This is a genomic window from Pseudofulvimonas gallinarii (genome assembly GCF_004343305.1).
In the GTDB taxonomy this organism is placed as follows: Bacteria; Pseudomonadota; Gammaproteobacteria; order Xanthomonadales; family UBA2363; genus Pseudofulvimonas; species Pseudofulvimonas gallinarii.
Genome location: NZ_SMAF01000019.1, coordinates 39,234 through 56,720, shown reverse-complemented (window position 1 = coordinate 56,720; position 17,487 = coordinate 39,234). Strand labels below are relative to the sequence as shown.

Sequence of the window (17,487 nt, the reverse complement as noted above, 5' to 3'; positions counted from 1 at the left end):
GAGCGTCAGCAGGATGGAAAATGCAGAATCAAAAGCCGTGAAGCTGGCGCTTCACATCGTGATGCCGTCAGGGGTTGACGGGGGAGTCCATACACATTGTTAGGCCGATACGCCAGTGAAGGGCTCGGCCACCCACACTACCGGCTCTCGGTGCGAAAGAACACTCACGCAATACTCCTCCCCGACGACAAGAAACTCCTTCGGAGCCGGCCAGTTAGGGCCATTTGATCTTGAAGTGGAAAATCCGTCCCTCTTCATTTCCTGTTCTAGCCAACCGCCTGCTTCGATTCGCCAGAGCCATCCGCTGGGTCTTGCACCCAAGTCCCAAAACTCCAGAAGATCACCCTCATCAAGCACACGAAATCCCACGCATGCGGAGAATAGACAGTACGCAGACACTCGGTACTCCGGTTCTGTAGCGTGAGTGAAGAAGCCCTGCACCTCAAGCCGCCGCGTATCAAACGTGACGTGAGCGATATCCGGCAAACCGACTAGCTGGGCTGAAGTTTGAATAGCGGATGCAATGATCATCGGCCTAACGCCTGAGTTAAGCGGCGCGCGGCTTTTCGCGCGTCCGCTTGGACGATTAGTTAGCCAAAAATTATTCGCTCGCGCTAACGCCTAAAATCGGATCAGTAATTTGCGCTCTTGCAGGACAGTCAAAACCATCTTGAAATATCTCACAAGAGGTCGCGGGCCGAAAACTCAGAACAAACTGATATGGATTACTAAAGACTATGTCGCATCGAGAACCACCTGCACAGCTTGTGACACGTATGTACAGAGTGGAAGGGCTTGTTACCCCAACCACGGCACGCCCTTGACCATTTGGCGCAAACACATCATCACCCGTAAGTAGATTGCCATTCGCATCTAGAATCTCAATCCTCGACAGAGTATATACATAATTATCGACTGGGCGCGTAAGGTGAACTAGCACGTCGCCAGGGCCTGGCACATCAAAGCGGAAGTAGTCAGCATCCGTTTTTGAGCTATGTTGAGCAAAAATCCACGCATTAGATCCGATTGGATCAGCTTGTGCGATTGAATTATTAGGTTCTGATTCAAATGTCGGAGTGGGCAATCCGATTACGATTAATTCATATTGTTCTGAGCGATGTTCTGGGCAGTCTTGATACTGCCCGACCTCTTGGCAGCCCGTTACCTCTATAAAATACGTTCCTTCGGGGTTAACGCCAACATCAAAACTCGTGAAGACGTCCGCCGCATATGCGTCGACGCTCGCAAGCTCTTGTGTTCCATCCGTAACCCGGATTCGCGCAAGATTGTATTGAAAGCTTCTTGGTGCGCGCATATACAACACACGAACGGACGAAGTAGACCCGACATCAAAGGTGAACATGTCAACATCCGAAAGAGTTGCTATGTTGCCGTAAACTGGAGCGCCGAAACGGATTGCTGTGGCAGTCGAGGTTGAATTGTTTGGCTCAACCTCGTAGCCCGCCTGAGCCGGTAGGACCCACAATGAGAGGAGCACAAGTAGCAACATTCTGAAACTCTTCATAACCCGCCCTCTTGCATCGATTGTCGGTGAAAGGCTAACTACTATTAGACCCCGAAGTGGGGCGTAGCGCATGTTGTAGCTTGCCTCGTCAGGTCGCGTCAATCCGAAATTATCCAATGGGATCAATGGCGCATGCGACCGAGGCTGGCGTCGACGTGGCCCCCGCTTTAGGAGTTATCCGGCATGGGTGCAGTGTTATGCGTTATCACGGTGAAGTCACCGTCATGACTGACGTCGCTGCCGTGCTGATGTGCAGCTGGTACGGCTTTCGTCGTTGGATGAAGTCCCCGACGTTTGTGCCTGAATTACCTGCATGAACGGGACACCCTGTATTGATCGAGAGGGCCCCGGGCACGGTCGAACAGGTACACCCACTGAGAAGGCCAGAATGCGGACATGGGAGCTGCCGAGGTTACTGGTGGTGCGTCCATCTCATGGCCGGGCGCACACCGGCTCCCAATCCGCATCGCGGCCCGCGCGCCTGGCTGCGATCTCAGTCCTTGCCAGCCATTCCTTCGACGGCGCCGCGCAGGTGCAGAATGAACTCCACGCCATTGCCGGCCGGCAGGTCGGCGGCCTCAACCCGCCCCCGGTGCAGGTCGGTGACGAGCTTGACGACGTAGAGGCCAAAACCAAGATGTACGCCGCCGTCGCGGCTCTTCTCGCGCAGGCTGACCAGCGAGTCGAACAGCTTGTCGCGCATGGCGGCCGGCAGCAGCGGGCCGCGGTTGGCGACGGAGAGGCGGGCGCCGTCGCCTTCGGCGGCGAGGCCGATGCGGATCCAGCCGTCGTCGGGGCAGAAGCCGATGGCGTTGTCGATCAGCTTGTCGAGCGCCTGGGCGACGAGTTCGGGCGCGCCATGCAGGCGCAGCGGCGTGGCCGGCAGTTCCAGGCGCAGGTCGCGCGGGGACAGCAGCGGCCGGTAGCCTTCGGCGCAGTCGGCGACCAGCGCGCGCAGGTCGAAGGTTTCCAGCTCGGCGCCGGCGATGGCGTGTTCGATGCGCGTCGCCTCGCTCATGGCGCGCACCAGTGCGCCGAGGCGTTCGATGCCGCCGCGCGCACGTTCCAGATAGGTGGCTGCGGACGGGCCCTGCGGGTCGGCCTCGAGGTTTTCCAGCGAGGTGCGAACGATGGCAATGGGCGTGTTGAGTTCGTGGCTGAGCTTGCCGGCCAGGCTGCGCAGGTAGCCGGTATAGACGCCGACTTCGCCGAGCAGCGCGGCGAAGCTGCGTGACAGGTCGCCGATCTCGTCGCGCGCGCTGGACACGGGGAACGCGCGTACGCGGCCGTCGCGGTCCAGCGCGGTGCCGGCGGCGTCGCGCAGGTGGCGGATGCGCGCGCTGAGCCGGCCTGCGAACAGCACCAGGCCGACGACCACCGCGGCCAGCGCCAGCAGCGTCAGCATCAGCAGGCCGGAGAAGGCCTGGTCGGTGAGGCGCATCAGCGCATCGCTGCGCCGCTGCACCTGCAGTTGCGCGCGCGTCTCGCCGGCCACGGTGACCGGCACGGTGACGGCGAGCACCGCGTGGTCGGCGCCGTCGCTGCGGTACCACGCCAGGGGATCGGCATCGTCGATATCGCTGTCGTGGTCATCCGACGCGGCGTAGTCATCTGCTTGCACCGGCGCTTCGGCATCGCCGAGCACGGGCTTGAACAGCACGCGCTGGTACAGCCAGCGCCGCCACGCCGGCACGGTGGGCGCCTGGCTGCGGTCGGCCAGTGAGCCGGCGCGGGCGATGCGCCATCCGCCGCGCTCGCGCAGCTGCGCCTGGGTGCCCGGTGGCAGCAGTTGCGACAGTGAACCGGCCAGTGCCGGTGACTCGGTCAGCACTGGCCAGCTCACCGGCGCATCGGCGCTGCCGGCGTTTACCAGCACCTGCGGCGGACGTTCTTCGGCAGCGTCGACGACGCGCACCGACAACGCGCGCAAGGCGTAGCCCTGCGGCAGCGCCAGTTCGATGGCGTAACCGTCCGGGGTGTCGAGCCAGGTGCCGCGCAGCTGCACCGGCAACGTCGCGCCGTCGCTGCCGGTGGCGATCAGCACGCCGCTGGCGGAATTGGCCAGGCGCAGTTCGACCACGCCCTGCCGGCCGTGCAGGTCGAGGCGGACATGGTCGAGGCGGTCGACGATCCGCCAGTGCGCGTCGCCGCGCTGGCGGCTGGCATCGGCGACGCGGATGAACAGGTAGAGCGTGTCGTCGACGCTGCCGAAACGGATCGAGGCCGAGGCGTCGCCGTCGCCCTGCAAGGCGTAGCTGGCATCGGCGCCAGACCAGTCATCGACGCGGCCGTCCAGTCGCGGCGCGCGCAACAGCGCCGGTGCGAATACGCCCTCGCCCGCCGCCGGCAACTGCGCCGGACGCAGCGACAATCCACGTGCCACCGCTTCGGCGGTCGCACGCAAGGCCTGTTCCTCGCCTTCACGCAGCACGTCGCCGAGCAGGTGCAGCAGCTGCCAGCCCGCCCATGGCAGGACGAGGACGCTGAGCGCCACCAGCAGCAGCTTGCCGCGCAGTTTCATGAAGGGCGTCGCGCCGTCACGGCCGCCAGCGGTAGCCGGCGCCGTGCATGGTCTCGATCTCGTCGAAACCGGCGTCCAGCGCTTCGAACTTGCGGCGGATGCGCTTCACGTGCGAGGTCACCGTGGCGTCATCGACGACGATCTGCGCCTCGCGCATCAGCTGTTCGCGACTCTTGACGTGGCCGGGGTAGCGCACCAGTGCGTGCACCATCCAGAACTCGGTCACCGTCAGCGGCACGTCCTGGTCGTTCCAGCTGACGCGCATGCGCTCGACTTCGACGCGCAGCGCGCGCAGGCGCAGCACCGACTCCTTGGCGACCGGCGCGCGCAGTGCCTCCAGGCGGCGGAACAGCGCCTGCACGCGGGCGGTGAGCTGCGGCAGGCTGATCGCCTTGCTGAGGTAGTCGTCGGCGCCGAGCCGCAGACCAGAGATCACGTCGAGATCGGAATCGCGCGCGGTCAGGAAAAGGATCGGCAGGTGCGGCACGCGGGCGCGCAGGTCGCGGCAGAGGTCGAAGCCGCCTTCGGCCTCGTCGCCCAGCCCGACATCGATCAGCACCAGGTCGGGCAGCGCCTGCGCGAAGGCCTGCAGCGCGCTGGCGCGGTCGGGGAAATCGCTGACCTGGTAGCCGTAGCGGCGCAGGGCCTCGGCGTAATTGGCGCGGATGGCCGGTTCGTCCTCGACGATGGCGATGCGGTAACTCATGGGCGGCAAGCATAACCGCCACCCGGCGGCGCGCGGCCGGCTGCCCGCAAATCGCCACAACTCGCCAGCGCCCTGCCCGCGACCGCCACGGTTGGGGCAGATGGCGGCGCTGCAATGGTCACGCCCCAACCGGAGACGCCGACCATGATGCAGACCCCGACCATCCCGATCGACACCGCGGCCCGCGCCAGGGCGGTCCATGTCGTTCCCAGGTGCATGCGCAGCCGGACGCCGGAACGGCGCGGCCTGCGCATCGCCGCCTGGCTGGCGCTGCTGGCGTCGGTCGCCGCGCAGGCGCGTGCCGCCGACGGCCCGGAAGGCCTGCTGGTGCGTCCGCAGGGCGGCGACTGGCGCGAAACCGTGGCGCTGGAAACCGAAGTCGACTACCGCATCCGCGGCCTGCTCGCGGAGGTGACGGTGACGCAGCGCTTCCACAACGACAGCGGCGAGTGGCTGGAAGGCCGCTACCTGCTGCCGCTGCCCGGCGATGCCGCCGTTGGCGCGCTGCGCCTGCTGGTCGGCGACCGCATCATCGAAGGCGAGATCCGCGAGAAGGCGCAGGCGCAGGCCGAATACGCGGCCGCCGCAGCGTCCGGCCGCAGCGCCAGCCTGGTCGAGCAGAACCGCCCGAACCTGTTCAACACCGCGGTCGCCAACATCGGCCCGGGCGAATCGGTCGAGATCCACATCGGCTACTGGCAGTCGGTGGACTTCAGCGACGGCGCGTTCTCGGTGGCGCTGCCGCTGACGCTGGTGCCGCGCTACCAGAGCAAGGGCCTGGACACGCTCGAGGCGCTGGACGTGCCGGCGGTGGTGCGCAACGCCGAGGACAGCGCCATCGACCTGGGCATGACCTACGAGCCGAACGTCAGCATCAGCGTCGATCTCGACGCCGGCCTGCCACTGGCCAGCGTCACCAGCCCCAGCCATGCCATCGAAGTGGAACCGGCCGGACGCGGCTACCGCGTGCGCCTGGCGAACCTGGTCGAGGCCAGCGACCGCGACTTCGAGCTGCGCTGGACGCCGCGCGCCAGCGCGGTGCCGCAGCAGTCGCTGTTCGTCGAGGAAGTCGAGGGCGAGTTCTACGCGCAGCTGATGCTGGTGCCGCCGACGGTGCCGGTGGAGCCGGTGCCGCGCGAGCTGATCCTGGTGATCGACAACTCCGGCTCCATGTACGGCGAGCCGATGGTCCAGGCCATCGCCGCGCTCGACCGCGCGCTGTCGCGCCTGCGTCCGGACGACCGCTTCAACGTGATCCGTTTCGACCACACCACCGAAGCGGTGTTCGAGCACGCCGTGCCCGCCAGTGCCGACAATGTCGCCCATGCGCGCCGCTTCGTGCAGCGGCTGAAGGCGGAAGGCGGTACCGAGCTGCTGCCGGCGCTGGAACTGGCGTTGGCCGATGCCGCGACGCCGGGCTACCTGCGCCAGATCGTGCTGATGACCGACGCCGGCATCGACAACGAGCAGCAGCTCCTGGCCTACATCGAATCGCGCCGCGACGAGGCGCGCCTGTTCGCGGTCGGCATCGGCAGTGCGCCGAACGAACACTTCCTGCGGCGTGCCGTCGAACTGGGCCGCGGTGCGCAGGTGATGGTGCGCGACACCGGCGAAGTCCGCGCGCGCACCGACGCGCTGCTGGCCCGGCTCGACCAGCCGGCGCTGCGAGACCTCGACATCCGCTGGCCGGGCGTCGCCGAGATGTATCCCTCGCGCCTGCCCGACCTCTATGTCGGCGAGCCGCTGCGCGTGGTCGCAAAGCTGTCGTCACCCGCCGGCCGCATCGAGGCGCGAGGCCAGGGCCGCCACCAGGGCTGGCGCGACGCGGTGGACCTGCTCACCGCGACGCGCGCCGACGGTCGCGGCATCGCCCGGCTCTGGGCACGCGCCCGGATCACCGAGCTGGACGACCAGCTGCGCGACGGCGCCAGCGAGGAGGACATCCGCGCCCGGATCCTCGAAGTCGCGCTGCGCCATGGCCTGGTGAGCCGCTACACCAGCCTGGTTGCGGTCGACCGCACGCCGGTGCGTCCGGTCGATGCCGACCTCGCTTCCGCCGCCTTCGCCAACGCGGCGCCGAACGGCCTGGCCTACGCGAACGGTTCCACCGGCGCGCGCCTGAGCCTGGGCCTCGGCCTGCTGCTGGCGGTGCTGGCGCTGGCCTTGATGGGTCGGCGTCGCGAGGAGACGCCCGCGCCCGGACGCCTGCGCAAGGACATTGACTGACCGCGCTGCGCGCGTCGCATCGACATGGATGGACGGAACAAGGAGAACACCATGGACCTCACCTTCGACACCCGCGGCATCGAAACCCTGAAGGGCGATACCGCCGAGACCCCGCGGCCGCATTCGCTGCAGCTGGCGCTGCGCCGCATGGGCTTCCGGCCGATGCCGGATCGCCAGCCGCAGCCGGGCTGGCCGCGGATCTGGCGCGCGCGTCGCGCCGAAGACGCGATGGCCGACTGGCAGCCGCTCTGAGCTTCACCCCTTCAACCGTCACAACGAACACCGGACCGGAAGGACACGCATGGGCCTCCTCACTGCGACGCGCCGCTGCCACCCCATGCCCGACGCGGCGATGCGCACCGGTCGCGGTCGGCACGCGGACAGGGACGTCCGTGCACGCAAGCCCGCCGGGAACAGGGACGTTTCCCGGCGGCGCCTCGCCGTCGTGCTGCTGTCGGCCGCCGCGCTGTCCTGCCTCGCCCATGCCGGCTGGATCCACGCCAAGGCGATGCTCGCGCAGGTGCTGCTGGAACGCGCCTGGAATGAAACGCTGGCCGAAGGCGGCACGCACCGGCCCTGGCCCTGGGCCGACACCTGGCCGGTGGCGAAGATCCATGCACCGCGCCTGCGGCAGGCGCAGATCGTGCTAGCCGGCGATGACGGCCGTGCGCTGGCCTTTGGTCCCGGCTGGGCGCAGGCCAGCGGCGTGCCCGGTCGCGGCGGCATCACCGTTATCAGCGGTCATCGCGACACGCACTTCGCCTGGCTGGCGCAACTGCAGGCCGGCGACCGCCTGCAACTCGACGGCGTCCACGGTACGCGCAGCTATGCGGTGACGGGCACGCGCGTCGCCGACTCGCGCCACGAACGCATCGACGTCCACAGCGGCGACGACCGCCTGCTGCTGGTCACCTGCTGGCCCTTCGACGCCGTCGTGCCCGGCGGCCCGCTGCGCTATGTCGTCAGCGCGCAGCCAGTCGACGATGCCGCGGCGCAGGCGCTGGAGCCGGAATGATGCGGCGACCGTGGCTGATGCAGCGCGGCGCTGGCACGCGTCCCGCTTCATCGCTGGCTGTCACGGGGCGAGGTTGCCGTGGCGCCTGTGACGGTTCCGGACCGCAGCGGCGCTGGCGTTTTCCGGATCGTGTCGATGGCGGGCATGTCTCCGTGTCGCCGCCTCACGCATTGATAGCGCGATGCCGGATGGCGATCTGGACGTATGACGACGTATCGCGGGTCGCGCGCGGCGGCGAACTGGCGCGCGGCCGCAGCAGTCAGGGCTTCTCCGATGCGAGGATCTGTTCGGTGCAGGGATCGCGCGGGGCGCCACTGGCGGCCGCCGGCATGGTCTCGGCGAGGAAGTCGATGAAGGCGCGCACGGCCGGCAGCATGCCGCGTCGATGCGGGAACACGACGTGGAATACACCCTGCGGCAGGTGCCATTCGGGCAGCACGCGCACCAGCACGCCGGCGCCGAGCGCATCGCGAACTGTGCTTTCCGGCAGCAGCGCGATGCCGTGGCCGGCATAGGCGGACATCTGCAGCACCGCGAAATTGTGGCAGCGCAGGCGCGGCGTGTGTTCGACGCGCACGGTGTCGCCGCCGGAATTCGTCAGGCTCCAGGCCTGGCGGTCGTGGTCGGTCTGGAAGCTCAGCGTCGCATGGCCCGCCAGTTCGTCCGGGTGCGCCGGTACGCCGTGCCGCTGCAGGTAGGCGGGACTGGCGACCAGCACTTCCTCCAACTGCGCGAAGCTGCGCATGACGAGTCCATCCTCGCCGCTGGGAACGGTGCGCACGCGCAGCGCCGCATCGAAGCCTTCGGCGAGCACATCGACGCGACGGTTGTCGACGTCGAGGAGCACGTTCACCTTCGGATAGCGGGCGAGGAAGTCCGGCAGGCAGGGCGCCAGCATGGTGCCGGCCACGGCGACGGGACAGGCCACGCGCAAGGTGCCGCAGGGTTCGGCGCGCGCCGTCGCCGCCGCTTCGAAGGCGGCCTCGGCCTGCGCCAGCATGGCCAGTGCATGGCGATGGACCTCGCGGCCGACATCGGTGACCTGGAAACGCCGCGTCGAGCGCTGCAGCAGGCGCATGCCGAGCTGCGTCTCCAGGGCATCGACATGGCGCGACAGGCGCGACTTGGGGATGCCCAGGGCGCGGCCGGCGGCGGCGAAACCGCCGTGATCGACCACTTTGGCGAAGTAGTAGAGGTCGTCGAGCGAGGCGGCAGGTGTCATGGCGCGGCTCCGGGCGGTCGTTGATTGCGATCATATCCGGAACGAGGCGTTGCGTTTTAACCGGATTATCAGCAACCAGATGCACCCATAGACTCATTCCATGTCATCCAGACCGGGAGAGAGTCCATGAAACTGCTTCATATCGACGCCAGCGCGCTCGGCGACCACAGCGTCAGCCGCACCCTCAGCGCCGCCATCGTGGCGCGTTTCCAGGCTGCCGGGCCTGATATGGACGTCGAACATCTGGACCTCGACGCCAGCCCGCTGCCGCACCTCACCGCCGCCAGCCTGGCCGGCGCCGATCCGGTCGAGGCCGATCGCGCCCGGGCTGTCCTTGATGGTTTCCTCGCCGCCGACGTGATCGTGATCGGCGTGCCGATGTACAACTTCGGCATTCCCTCGACGCTGAAGGCCTGGATCGACCGCATTGCCGTCGCCGGCAGGACGTTCCGGTACACCGCCAACGGCGCCGAAGGCCTGGCCGGCGGCAAGCGCGTCATCCTCGCCATCGCACAGGGCGGCGTCCATGCGCCGGGCAGCGCGAGCGATTTCCAGGAAAGCTACCTGCGTTTCCTGTTCGGATTCCTGGGCATCCAGGACATCGAGGTCGTGCGCGCGCAGGGTGTCAACCTGTCGCCGGAGACGCGCGAGAAGGCGATGAACGATGCGCTCGCGGCCCTGCCGGAACCGCGGCGGCTCGCGCACGCGGCCTGAGTACCCTCACAGGTGGCCAGGCAGGAAAGACCTTGCCAGCGTTACGATCGCACAACGCGCACCCGGCGGCGGGCAAAGCGCGCACAATGCGGCCATGGACAGCGCAGCGCAGTGGAGCTTCCCGACCGTCATGCCGCGACTTGAAGCGCAGCGCGTGTACCTGCGCGCGCTGACGCCAGCGGACAGCGACGATCTCTACGCTGTGTTTTCCGATCCGCGCGCCATGCGCTACTGGAGCAGCCCGCCGATGACCGACCCGGCGCAGGCGTCGGGTTACATCGAACAGATCCTGGCCTGGTTCGCCGGCCGCGGCGGCATGCAGTGGGGGATCGCGTCGCCCGGGGACGACCGCGTGATCGGCACCGTCACGCTGTTCCTGTTCTCGCCCGAACATCGCCGCTGCGAAGTCGGCTTCATCCTGTCGCCGGATCGCTGGGGACGTGGCCTGGCCAGCGAAGCGGTGTCGCGCGCCCTCGCATGGACCTTCGACACGCTGGGCATGGAGCGCGTCGAGGCGGACGTCGATCCGCGCAACGAACCTTCGCAACGGCTGCTGGAACGCCTGGGCTTCCAGCACGAAGGCCTGATGCGCGAGCGCTGGCGCGTCGCCGGCGAAACGCAGGACGGCCTGGTCATGGGCCTGTTGCGGCGCGAATTCACGCCGTTCGCCGCAGCCTGAGTTGCACGGCCGCGACCGCGGCACAGGAACGCCGCCCTCGCGGTCACAGTTCCCGGGATGACGTGTCTTTCCAAGGATGACCGCCACTGTTCCTGCGTCCGGTTGCCCGGGTTCCACTGCGCCTTGTCCTGTCCGCCGGCACCGTTCGCGCCGCCGACTACTGCGTCGGCACGGTGCAGCAGCGGGTCTCGGTGCGGGCTTCCGCGGCCACCGACGGCGAGGACAGCGTCGTCAAGCTGCGCGCCGGCTCTGTGGCCGTGACCGGCGACCTTGTCTACACCCACCGCCGTGGAACCGGTCGTGTCGGGTGGCAGACTGACGCTGCGTGGTCTTGATGCCGTCTGTCCCGACGTTCCGCTGACGGCGGGCGGCACTGCGACCGTCGCCGCAAACGCAAGGCCCGCCTTCCGGCGGGCCCTGCGGTCTGGTCAGAAGTTGTAGACCAGGTTGACCGTGGTCAGGCGGTCGGTCTTCTTCACGCCATCCGGCACGTCGGTATTGTGGCGGTGCTGCAGGCCGGCCTTGATCGCCAGGCGCGAGCTCATCGCCACCTGCACGCCGAAATCGTTCTGCATGTAGGTGTTGTCGCTGCCGGCTTCGACCAGGAAGGTATCGACCAGGCTGGTGTTCTCCGTCAGCTTGTGGCTGTAGTCCATCTTGCCGCGGCCGATGAAGTAGCCGTCGGAGTCGCCGGTGACGCGGTCCTTGACGTGCTTGTAACCCGGACCGACCTCGAAATACAGGTTGGTGTCGTCGCTCTTGATCGCCTGGTGGCCCCAACCGACGGACACCGTCGCCTGGTAGTCGAAGGCGGCGAAGTCGTCGTTCTCGTAACGCAGCGAGGCATAAAGCGCGTTGCGGTCGTCGAGCTTGCGGGCGGTGGTGCCACCCAGCTCGTAGCGGTTGGCGCTGACTTCCATGACGCGCGTGGCGCTGTCCGGATCGGCCGGATCGGCCAGCACGGTCTGCTCGGCGCGCTGGCGGAAGCCGGCGGCGAACAGGTCATGCTTCCACTGCGCGTCCTCGAACTTGAAGTTGAGCTTGGCATTGATGCTGTCGGAACGGCTGTTGCCGCTGGACGACACGAAGCCCAGCTCGCCGGTGCCCTTCCACCCCCGGTCGTCGGCGTTGCCGTCCTGTGCGAAGGCGACGGGTGCAGCAAGAACAAGCGCGATGGTGGCCGAAAGGGCTTTCATGGTGGACTCCGGAAACAGGTGTGAAAGACGTTGCGCGTGGCGGATGCCGCGGCAAGGGGCCGCAGCATAGGCGGCGCGTCTGAAGCGCGGATTAATTCCGCAGTGCCGGGTCAGCGGCGCGACAGCTTCGGCTGCCCGCTGCGCCTATCAGCTGGGTCGTGCGTCGTAGTAGGTCATCACGACATGGCGCGCCTGGGCGAAGAACAGCCAACGCTCGACCAGCACGGCGAGCATCGCCAGCAGCACGCCGATGGCGCCTGCCAGCACACCGCCGGCCTGCAGGAACGCGGCCGCGAGGACAGGCAGCGGCGCCAGGCAGAGCAGCATGACGACGATGCGGCGCAGGCGCCGGCCATGCTTGCGCGCCAGCGCGAAACCCATCTCCTTGAGCAGGAAGTTGGCTTCGGTGTGCGGCGCCTCGAACGGCATCACCCGGCTGCCGGCCGGCAGGGCCAGCGCGCTGGCCGCATCGACACCGGCGCCGTGGCGATCGACGTGCCGCCAGTAGGCCACTTTAACGACCACGGACAGCACGAACAGCGCCAGCGATGCCAGCGCGACCATGCGCAGCGCTTCCGCCTGCGCCACCAATGCAGCCAGCAGCGACAGCCAGGCGGCGCCGGTGGCGGCTGCGAGCACGGCGTAGCCGGGCAGCACCCAGGCATTGTGCCAGGCCGGTATCGGACGCAGGCTGGAGTAGATGCGCGCGGTGCAATAGATCGTGAGTGCGGCGGCGACGCACAATGCCAGCGCCAGCACATCCACCCGTCCGCGCGCTGCGCCCGCAACGAGTGCGAAGGCGAGCGCGACCAGGATGGCAAGGCTGATCACCGCGATCATGCCTTCGCGCGACAGCCACGAGCTGCGCCACTGGCTGAAGGCGCGCCACGCGCGCAGCGGACGGCCCAGGTGCGCCACCGAGGCGAGCAGGCCCACCGACACCAGCACGAAGCCGACGGCCAGCGCCGGCAGCGCGAGATCCGGGAGCGTCTCACGCCCTGCAAGCAGCCAGAGGCCGAGCCAGAACAGCAGCCCGTAGCCGGCGCCGCTCAGCGTGGTGAAGAGGATGACCGAAGCGGCCGGATGCATGCGTCGTGCGCTCCCCGCTCAGCGCGACAGCAGGCGGTCGGCCCAGCGCAGCAGTGGCGATGCCTTCTGCGCGTCGAAACCGTGGTCGTCGAGCCGCGCCGGTGCGCCGGTATCACCGGCCCGCTGGCGGCGCTTGCGCGGCGGCAGGTAGCGGTTGGTCGGCTTGTAGCCCAGTTCCGGCGCCAGTGCCTGGCCGCCGCGTTCGGCGACCAGCTTCGACACCGCCGACTGCGGATCACCGAGGTCGCCGAAGTGGCGCGCGCGCGTCGGGCAGGCCTGCACGCAGGCCGGCTGGCGGTCGTGCGCGGGCAGCGCCGGGTTGTCGATGCGGTCGACGCACAGCGTGCACTTCTTCATGGTCTTCTCGACCGGGTCGATCTCGCGCGCGCCGTAGGGACAGGCCCAGGCGCACAGCTTGCAGCCGATGCAGGTGTCCGGGTTGACCAGCACGATGCCGTCCTCGGCGCGCTTGAAGCTGGCGCCGGTGGGGCAGACGGTGACGCAGGCGGCGTTCTCGCAGTGCAGGCAGGAACGCGGAAAGTGCAGCGTCGTGGCGTCGCCTTCCGGCGTGACCACGTCATAGCTGTGCACCCGGTTGAGCCAGGCGCCATCCGGCTCGGCGCCGTAGCCGTCCTGGTCGTTGAGCGGGCCGTAGGCGCCGGCATCGTTCCACTGCTTGCAGGCCACGGCACAGGCATGGCAACCGACACAGGTGTCGAGGTCGATCACCAGGCCAAGTCGTTTGTTCCCGGGCGGCGGCAGGGCGGTCATGGTGCCGGCATGCTACCGGAATTCGCCGCCCTGGCCCGCCACCGCGCCGATCTCGCCATGGCGGCGCTGACGCCCGCCTTGCCGCAGCATTCATGCAGGCGACAGACTCCGGCACGATTTCTCCACGAAGCGGCACGACAATAGCGCCCGTGAACCACGGCGCCGGACTGCTGTCCAATCGCCGCCTCCCTTATTGCCCGCAGGATTGATCGATACATGGCCGACACCTCTTCGCCCAAGCCCACCGGTATCCGCCCGGCCCCTCGCGCCGGCGCCGCGCCGTCCGCCCGGCGCCGCCCGCGCTGGCCGCTGTTCCTCGGCGTCGCCGCCATCGTCGCGGTGCTGGCGTGGTGGCTGTGGCCGGCTGCCGGCGAAGTGCGCTACCGCACCGCCAAGGTGGACACCGGCACGATCCGTGTCGCCATCGCCGCGACCGGCAAGCTGAGCGCGCTGTCCACGGTCGATGTCGGCTCGCAGGTCTCGGGCCTGGTGCTGTCGGTCGAAGTCGACTACAACGACCGCGTCGAGGCCGGCCAGGCCATCGCCCATCTGGACCCGGCGAATTTCCGTTCGCGCCTGGAACAGTCGGAAGCCGACCTCACCAGCGCGCTGGCCAACCTCGATGCCGCCCGCGCCAATGCCGGCGAGGCGCAGGCGACGCTGCGCAATGCCGAGGCCAACTACGAGCGCGTCACCGCGATCTGGGAACGCCGCCTGATTTCTCGCGCCGACTATGACGCCGCCGTCGCCGCCCGTGACCAGGCGCAGGCCCGCGTCGCCTCGACGCAGGCCGCGGTGAAGGTGGCGCAGTCGCAGGTCGCGCAGCGTCGCGCCGCGGTGGCGAACGCGCAGCTCGACCTCGACTACACGATCATCCGCTCGCCGGTCGATGGCGTGGTCCTGCTGCGTGCCATCGAGCCGGGCATGACCGTCGCCGCCAGCTTCCAGACGCCGGTGCTCTTCAGCATCGCCGAAGACCTGTCGAAGATGCAGATCGAACTGACCGTCGATGAATCCGACGTTGGCCAGATCCGCGCCGGCCAGGCCGTGCGCTTCACGGTCGATGCCTTCCCGGGTCGCGAATTCAGCGGCCGCGTCCGCCAGATCCGACTGGCCGCGACGGAAACCTCCACGGTCATCACCTATCCGGTCATCGTCGATGTCGACAACGCCGACGGCTCGCTGCTGCCGGGCATGACCGCCAGCGCCGAGGTGCTGGTCAGCGAACGCGAGAATGCCATCCGCCTGCCGAACGCGGCGCTGCGTTACCGTCCGCCCGGTGAAGCCGCCGCGGCCGCGCCCGATGGCCCGCCCAGCCCGGAAGCGATCGCCCGCATGCGCGCGCAGGCGCAACAGCAGGTCGATGAACTGGCGGCGCGCCTCAGGCTCGACGCCACGCAGCGCGCCGCCCTCGACGAGGCGATGGCGCAGATGCGCCAGCGCATGATGGCGCGCATGCAGCAGGGTGGCGCCCAGGCCGCCGCCGCGCAGAGCGAGGACACCCGTCGCCGCCGCAGCGCCGAAGCCATGGCCGAAGCGCTGCAGCCGCTGCGCGCCCAACTGGACGCCGAACAGCAGGCCCTGCTCGACGAGGAACTTTCGCTGATGGCGAACAGCCGTCGCGCCACCGTCCACGTCCTGCGCAACGGCAAGCCGGAGCAGGTGCCGGTGCGCATCGGCCTGGCCGACAACAGCTTCAGCGAAGTGCTCAGCGGCCTTGAGCCGGGCGCCGAGCTGGTCACCGGCATCGAGCGCACGCCGTGAGCGAGGCCGCGATGACCGCCTCCAAGCCGGTCCCGATCATCCAGGTCGAGCACCTGAGCAAGATCTACAACGCCGGCACGCCCGGCGAGGTGCGCGCGCTCGACGATGTCACCTTCGACATCCATGGTGGCGAGTTCATGGCGATCATGGGGCCGTCGGGCTCCGGCAAGTCGACGCTGATGAACATGATCGGCTGCCTCGACACGCCGACCGCCGGCCGCTACCTCTGCGACGGCGTCGATGTCGCGACGCTGGACGCCGAGCAGCGCGCGCAGCTGCGCCTTTCGAAGATCGGCTTCGTGTTCCAGGGCTTCCACCTGCTGCCGCGCATGAGCGCGCTGGAAAACGTGATGCTGCCGCTGGTCTATGCCGGCGTGCCGCGCGGCGAACGCGCGGCGCTGGCCGAACAGGCCCTCGCCGCCGTCGGCCTCGGCGAGCGTGGGCGCCATCGGCCCAGCGAACTGTCGGGCGGCCAGCAGCAGCGCGTCGCGATCGCGCGCGCGCTGATCAACTCGCCGCCGATCCTGCTCGCCGACGAACCGACCGGCGCCCTGGATTCGCGCACGGGCGAGGAGATCCTGGCACTGTTCAAGCGCCTGCGCGACGACGGCCACACGGTGATCCTGATCACCCACGACGCGCATGTCGCCGAACATGCCGACCGCACCATCCACATCCGCGACGGCCGCCTGTTCGATCCGGCCAGCGAGGTGACCCGATGAAAACCACCGACACCCTGGGCATGGCCCTGTTCGCGCTGCGCGGCAACTGGCTGCGCAGCATCCTGACGGCGCTGGGCGTGATCATCGGTATCGCCGCGGTGATCGTCATGGTCTCGGTCGGCCAGGGCACGCAGGCCGAACTCGACCGCATCATGAGCACCCTCGGCTCCAACCGCCTGGAAGTGTTTCCCGGTGGCGGCCGCGGCGGCGGCGTGCGCATGGCCGCCGGCAGCCTGCCGTCGCTGACCACCGGCGACATGGAAGCGCTGCGCCAGGAAATCCCGGAGATCCAGTACATCACCGCGAACGTGCGCGGTGGTGGCCAGGTCGTCTATGCCGAAAAGAACTGGTCGTCGAGCTGGCAGGGCGTCACCGAGGATTTCTTCGTCATCAACGACTGGCAGCTGTCGCAGGGCGAGTTCTTCCAGCCGCGTGACTACAGCACCGCGGCCAAGGTCGTCATCATCGGCGAGACCGTGCGCCGCGAACTGTTCGGCGATGGCGAAGCCGTCGGTGCCACCGTGCGCATCGCGCAGGTGCCGCTGACGGTGGTCGGCGTGCTGGCCAGCAAGGGCCAGACCGGCTGGGGCGGCGATGCCGACGATGTCGTCATGCTGCCGCTGGATACGGCGCGTCGACGGCTGATGGGCGCCGGCTCGGCCGCACCAGCCTCCGGCACCGGCCGCCCCGCCGTGATGATGCCGACCGACCGCGTCAACGGCATCACCATCGCCGTGGCGCGCGCCGAGGACCTGGGCTACGTCGAGGAGGAAGCGACGCGCCTGTTGCGCCAGCGCCATCGCATCCAGCCCGGCGCCGAAGACGACTTCGCGGTACGCAACATCTCGCAGATGGTCGCCACGCGCACGCAGACGACGCGGCTGATGTCGCTGCTGCTCGGCGCCGTCGCGACGATCTCGCTGGTCGTCGGTGGCATCGGCATCATGAACATCATGCTGGTGTCGGTCACCGAACGCATCAAGGAGATCGGCCTGCGCATGGCCATCGGTGGCGGGCCCTCGACGGTGCGCGCGCAATTCCTGGCCGAAGCGATGATCATTTCGCTGGGAGGCGGCCTGATCGGCATCCTCATCGGGGTCGCCGGCGCGCTCGCGGTCGGCGGTTTCACCGACCTGCCGATCGCGCTGAACCAGAACGTGATCCTGCTGGCGACCGCCTTCGCCGTCGCCACCGGCCTGTTCTTCGGCTATTACCCGGCCAGCAAGGCGGCGCGCCTGGATCCCATCGAAGCGCTGCGGCAGTAGACGCTGCAGGGGCAGCGCCTGCCGCTGCCCCTGAAATATTTTCGCGCGCGGATGGCGCCGCCTTGTCCGGAC

General features: G+C 68.3%; 15 protein-coding genes. 8 read left to right on the top strand and 7 right to left on the bottom strand.

Features of this window, described 5'->3' with window-relative positions; genetic code table 11:
- Positions 1–601: 601 nt before the first annotated feature.
- From EDC25_RS11425 to pdsR, 3 genes are all read right to left on the bottom strand, one after another.
- Positions 602–1,363 (bottom strand): hypothetical protein, encoded by a 762-nt coding sequence (locus tag EDC25_RS11425; protein WP_132577529.1) that lies wholly within the window; start codon positions 1,361–1,363, stop codon positions 602–604.
- A 655-nt stretch (positions 1,364–2,018) separates the two neighbouring features.
- On the bottom strand, positions 2,019–4,046 hold the full coding sequence (locus EDC25_RS11420; protein WP_123521655.1) for an ATP-binding protein: 2,028 nt from the start codon (positions 4,044–4,046) through the stop codon (positions 2,019–2,021).
- Between the two features lie 16 nt (positions 4,047–4,062).
- Complete coding sequence (gene pdsR / locus EDC25_RS11415; protein WP_123521656.1) at positions 4,063–4,752, bottom strand: proteobacterial dedicated sortase system response regulator; 690 nt, start codon at positions 4,750–4,752, stop codon at positions 4,063–4,065.
- A 144-nt stretch (positions 4,753–4,896) separates the two neighbouring features.
- Between pdsR and EDC25_RS11410 the strand changes: the two genes are divergently transcribed.
- The 3 genes from EDC25_RS11410 to EDC25_RS11400 are packed head-to-tail and all read left to right on the top strand — an operon-like array spanning position 4,897 to position 7,993.
- A complete protein-coding gene (locus tag EDC25_RS11410) occupies positions 4,897–6,978 on the top strand; it encodes a marine proteobacterial sortase target protein (protein WP_164483992.1) in 2,082 nt (693 codons plus the stop codon).
- 51 nt (positions 6,979–7,029) lie between these two features.
- Positions 7,030–7,230, top strand: coding sequence for a hypothetical protein (locus EDC25_RS11405; RefSeq protein ID WP_136256118.1), 201 nt, complete (start codon positions 7,030–7,032; stop codon positions 7,228–7,230).
- Positions 7,231–7,279: 49 nt separating this feature from the next.
- A complete protein-coding gene (locus EDC25_RS11400; RefSeq protein ID WP_205984926.1) occupies positions 7,280–7,993 on the top strand; it encodes a class GN sortase in 714 nt (237 codons plus the stop codon).
- Positions 7,994–8,252: 259 nt separating this feature from the next.
- Here EDC25_RS11400 and EDC25_RS11395 read toward each other — a convergent pair whose 3' ends face one another.
- On the bottom strand, positions 8,253–9,215 hold the full coding sequence (locus EDC25_RS11395) for a LysR family transcriptional regulator (protein WP_123521659.1): 963 nt from the start codon (positions 9,213–9,215) through the stop codon (positions 8,253–8,255).
- A gap of 126 nt (positions 9,216–9,341) precedes the next feature.
- Here EDC25_RS11395 and EDC25_RS11390 point away from each other — a divergent pair, with 126 nt between their 5' ends.
- Positions 9,342–9,929: an FMN-dependent NADH-azoreductase gene (locus tag EDC25_RS11390; RefSeq protein ID WP_123521660.1), complete on the top strand. Its 588-nt coding sequence runs from the start codon at positions 9,342–9,344 to the stop codon at positions 9,927–9,929.
- 94 nt (positions 9,930–10,023) lie between these two features.
- Positions 10,024–10,608 carry a GNAT family N-acetyltransferase gene (locus EDC25_RS11385; RefSeq protein ID WP_164483993.1) on the top strand — a complete coding sequence of 195 codons (585 nt, stop codon included), beginning with the start codon at positions 10,024–10,026 and terminating at the stop codon, positions 10,606–10,608.
- A gap of 428 nt (positions 10,609–11,036) precedes the next feature.
- On the opposite strand, the gene EDC25_RS11380 is transcribed toward EDC25_RS11385, so the two are convergent.
- The 3 genes from EDC25_RS11380 to EDC25_RS11370 all read right to left on the bottom strand — a co-directional run bounded on the left by EDC25_RS11380 (position 11,037) and on the right by EDC25_RS11370 (position 13,664).
- Entirely contained in the window at positions 11,037–11,804 is a 768-nt protein-coding gene (locus tag EDC25_RS11380; protein ID WP_132577528.1) for a DUF481 domain-containing protein, read from the bottom strand.
- Positions 11,805–11,951: 147 nt separating this feature from the next.
- The gene (locus EDC25_RS11375; RefSeq protein WP_123521662.1) at positions 11,952–12,893 is read right to left on the bottom strand and encodes a dimethyl sulfoxide reductase anchor subunit family protein; all 942 of its coding nucleotides are present in this window, start codon (positions 12,891–12,893) and stop codon (positions 11,952–11,954) included.
- 18 nt (positions 12,894–12,911) lie between these two features.
- Positions 12,912–13,664 carry a 4Fe-4S dicluster domain-containing protein gene (locus EDC25_RS11370; protein WP_123521663.1) on the bottom strand — a complete coding sequence of 251 codons (753 nt, stop codon included), beginning with the start codon at positions 13,662–13,664 and terminating at the stop codon, positions 12,912–12,914.
- A gap of 216 nt (positions 13,665–13,880) precedes the next feature.
- Here EDC25_RS11370 and EDC25_RS11365 point away from each other — a divergent pair, with 216 nt between their 5' ends.
- The 3 genes from EDC25_RS11365 to EDC25_RS11355 are packed head-to-tail and all read left to right on the top strand — an operon-like array spanning position 13,881 to position 17,415.
- Positions 13,881–15,428 carry an efflux RND transporter periplasmic adaptor subunit gene (locus EDC25_RS11365; protein ID WP_132577527.1) on the top strand — a complete coding sequence of 516 codons (1,548 nt, stop codon included), beginning with the start codon at positions 13,881–13,883 and terminating at the stop codon, positions 15,426–15,428.
- Positions 15,425–16,150 (top strand): ABC transporter ATP-binding protein, encoded by a 726-nt coding sequence (locus tag EDC25_RS11360; RefSeq protein WP_243695119.1) that lies wholly within the window; start codon positions 15,425–15,427, stop codon positions 16,148–16,150. The genes EDC25_RS11365 and EDC25_RS11360 overlap by 4 nt, the downstream gene beginning before the upstream one ends.
- Complete coding sequence (locus tag EDC25_RS11355) at positions 16,147–17,415, top strand: ABC transporter permease (RefSeq protein ID WP_123521665.1); 1,269 nt, start codon at positions 16,147–16,149, stop codon at positions 17,413–17,415. The genes EDC25_RS11360 and EDC25_RS11355 overlap by 4 nt, the downstream gene beginning before the upstream one ends.
- Positions 17,416–17,487 lie beyond the last annotated feature (72 nt).